Genomic DNA, 3168 nt, shown 5'->3' on the forward strand with positions numbered 1-3168 from the left:
GCGGGGGCGCCGCCCTCCTGCTACGCATTGCGATCCGCTTGGCCGACCCAGGACTGATCCGCTTGGCCGACCCCGCTACGAACAGCTTGGGTGACCCCGCTGCGATCCATTACCCCGGCCCATGACATCGAAGGCCTCGACTTCCTTCAGTGCCCCAGTCGTTTCGGGTGCGCTGGGGTTGGGCTGCCCGCCCTGGGGCTGGCCTTGCTTCTCGGGGCTGGCTTGCTGCCGGCGGCCGGTGCCGTCGCGCGACAGCTTCAAGTCCGTGGTGTAGCCAGACGCGGAGAGGACGTGCTTCGCCTCGGTGACGTAATACTTCCCGGAGAGGAAGCTGGAGATGCCGCGCACCTCCACGACGGACTTCGCGCGCAAGGAGGGGTTGCCCACCACCTGGAGGGACAGCTTCACGGTGCCGGCTTCCGCGCGTCGGAAGCGGGCCTCGGACTCGCGCTGGGCTTGGGCAGGTGTCGACGCGGAGGTGGGCTGGACGCTGGTGGTGCTGTTGCGGAGCTGCAGCGACGTGGTGCCCGTGCGCTTGTCCACCACCTCGAGGTAGTCCGCGAGAGTGGTGCGCTCCACGGTGGCGCTGCTCGCCTGGGCTTCGATGGTTGCCTTGGCCATGGCGTCGCGGCCACGGACGCCCACCTGGCCCACGCGGCGGCCCAGCTCTGACTCGACGTTGACGGAGAGGATGTTGCCCCGGCCCGCGTCCGCGTACCACCACAGCACCTGGGTGGGCGCGGCAGCCTGGTTGCGCGGGCCGAAGGTGAGGCCCTTGTCGTCGACGTGGAACTCGAACTCCTCCCTCGCGGCCAGGCGCCGGAGAAAGCGCGCATCCGTCTCCCCGGCCTGGTGAATGGTGTCGAAGGACTCTCCGGTGTCCTCGACGTGGACGGAGTCCTCTTCATAGCCGTACTCGGCGGCCACCTCTCGCACCACCTGGGCGCGCGTCTTGCCCTTCCAGGTGCGCGTCTTCGCCTCGCGGTGCATGAGGGCGCTGAGCGCCTGGCCCTCGACGGTGAGCACCTGAAAGCCCTTCAGCTTCTTCACGACGACTCGCCGCGGCGGGGCCATGAGACCCGGGTATCCCCAGGACACCTCCAGCACCGCGCCGCCCACCAACTCGGCCCTGTCGAAGAGCGCCAGGTCGAAGTTGTCCAACTGGAGGGACAGCTTGTCGGCCTTCGTCGCGGAGTCCTCGAAGGTGAGGCCGAGGACACGGCCCTCCAGGGAGAGGGGCTCACCGCTGCGGGCCTTCTCGTGTGCCAGCAGCGTGAGGCGCACGCCAGGCGCGCTCCTGTCGAGGGGCCGCGTCATTCGCTGGCCCTCCGCCGCTGCTCGCTGAGGATGACGTCGGTGAGGACACGCAGCGAGGGGATGTAGAGGCGCCGCCCGACCTCCAGCTCCAGCGTCGCATCGATGATGGGCTCCGGCTGGAAGTCGGCGATGGCCCACCAGAAGCCGCACGCGCGCGGGAGGGGCGCGAAGTAGCGGCCGGCGAGGCCCCAGAGGGAGTTGCCCTGCGCCACGAGGTGGACGCGCGTGTCCGCGTGCGGCTGGAAGCCGTAGGGGACTCTCTCGGTGAGCAGCAGGCGGCCCACTTCGTCCCGGAAGCCGAGGGAGAAGGAGTAGCGGCTGCCGGCATGAGGAGCCACTACGGCACCTCCTGACGGAGCTGCTCGGAGGTGACGCGGGTGTCCAGCACCTCCTCGAAGGTGACGATGGCGGTGTAGACGAGGACGCGTCCGTCCACGGCGAGCTGGCGGTACTGGAACTCCACGCTGGCGACGACGCACTCGACGGTGAGGACGCCGGGCCAGAGAACGAGGACCCGCGGCGGTGCTGTCGCCAGCACACCCTCGGTGCCCGCCGGGGGCACGGTGAGGGCACGCAAGAAGCCGCGGAACTCCATGATGTTGGAGGCGTCGGCCTGCTGCGTGGCGAAGAAGGCGTCGAGGTAGAACTCCACGCCTGCCAGTTGCCGGTTGGAGGTGCCCTGAAACTGGAGCACCTGGTGGGAGAGACCCGGCACCGCCAGGCGGTTCCAATTCACCTGGAGCTTCTCGGTGAGCTGCGTGGGGTTGAAGAGGCACTCCATGGCTTCGCCGGTGAGGACATTCACGAGGAGGCAGCGAGGGGGACGGGCAAGGCCGGCGGCGATGGACATGTCGGGGCCTGCCTCTCAGTACGCCGGCATGGGGGAGAAGCTGCGGGAGGCGGCGTCCCTCTCGGCGCGCGCCGTGGCCTGGGCAAGCACCTCTCCGTCCACCTGGACACTCACGAGGACGGGCGCGCTGGGAGGCGAGGCCGGCTGCGAGGAGAGCACCTCGGCCTGGGGCAGCGAGGCCTGGAGGGCGGCCACCGCCGGCATGGACGAGGACTCCAGGGGCCAGTCCACTGGCGAGGTGGGCGAGGCCGTGGTGACGACGGACGCGGGTGTGGCGGCGCTGCCGGTGGAGTCCTCAAGGCCGAAGGCGACGGACAAGTCCCGGTGGAGGCCCAGCCGAGCCGTCCGCAGAGCTTGCTGGAGGCCGGTGTTCGCACCGAAGAGGCTCGCCACGGCGTCCACGACGCCGAGGATGGCACCCACCAGCTCCAGGAGGACGCCGGAGATTGCGTCGACCGTGCCGAAGACGATGAGCCGCATCCCCGTCCATGCCTCGGCCCAGTCGCCGGTGAGGATGCCACTGAGCGTCAACACCACGCCCCAGAAGACGTCGACGATGCCTGAGAAGGCCGCCAGGGCCGCGTTGAGGACGCCGCCCACCACGGACACCGAGAGGGAGATGGCGGACACCAGCACGCCCACGACGGTGGTGATGTTGCCGATGGCAAACCCGATGGCCTGCCCCATGGCCACCCAGATGCTGCCGCCTTCCCTCGCGGCGGAGCTGGTGCCCAGGAGGCCAGAGAGCGCTCCTCCGAGGACGGAGCCGAGGTGCGCCAGGCTGCCCAGGAGGACGTCGACGCCGGCCTTCATGTAGCCCCACTGCCCCGCCAAGCCCTCCACCACTTCCGCGGCGGCCGTGAGGGCCAGGACGACGAAGTCGAAGACGCGGGCGAGGGCGCGACCCACCGTGGCTCCGGAGGCGCCGAAGGCAGCGAACTTTGCGGCAGCGGTGGCCGCGTCGTCCCTCTCGGAGAGGAAGCCCAGCGCCTCGCCCACCC

3 protein-coding genes and 1 pseudogene are annotated in these 3168 nt (G+C 70.0%); all 4 read right to left on the bottom strand.

Going from position 1 to position 3168, the window contains the following annotated elements; translation table 11 throughout:
* Positions 1-75: 75 nt before the first annotated feature.
* Entirely contained in the window at positions 76-1317 is a 1242-nt protein-coding gene (locus tag D7Y15_RS42905) for a phage late control D family protein (protein WP_121756163.1), read from the bottom strand.
* Positions 1314-1655, bottom strand: coding sequence for a hypothetical protein (locus D7Y15_RS42910; RefSeq protein ID WP_121756164.1), 342 nt, complete (start codon positions 1653-1655; stop codon positions 1314-1316). The genes D7Y15_RS42905 and D7Y15_RS42910 overlap by 4 nt, the downstream gene beginning before the upstream one ends.
* On the bottom strand, positions 1655-2167 hold the full coding sequence (locus D7Y15_RS42915) for a peptidoglycan-binding protein (protein WP_121756165.1): 513 nt from the start codon (positions 2165-2167) through the stop codon (positions 1655-1657). Before D7Y15_RS42915 ends, D7Y15_RS42910 begins: the two co-directional genes overlap by 1 nt.
* A 15-nt stretch (positions 2168-2182) precedes the next feature.
* Positions 2183-3168: pseudogene (locus tag D7Y15_RS42920) on the bottom strand (phage tail tape measure protein); the annotation flags it as partial.

The organism is Corallococcus sp. AB030 (assembly GCF_003668965.1).
Classification (GTDB): domain Bacteria; phylum Myxococcota; class Myxococcia; order Myxococcales; family Myxococcaceae; genus Corallococcus; species Corallococcus exiguus.

Coding starts and splice junctions, on each gene's coding strand:
- D7Y15_RS42905 (WP_121756163.1), bottom strand. CDS start 1,317: ATGACGCGGCCCCTCGACAGGAGCGCGCCTGGCGTGCGCCTCACGCTG.
- D7Y15_RS42915 (WP_121756165.1), bottom strand. CDS start 2,167: ATGTCCATCGCCGCCGGCCTTGCCCGTCCCCCTCGCTGCCTCCTCGTG.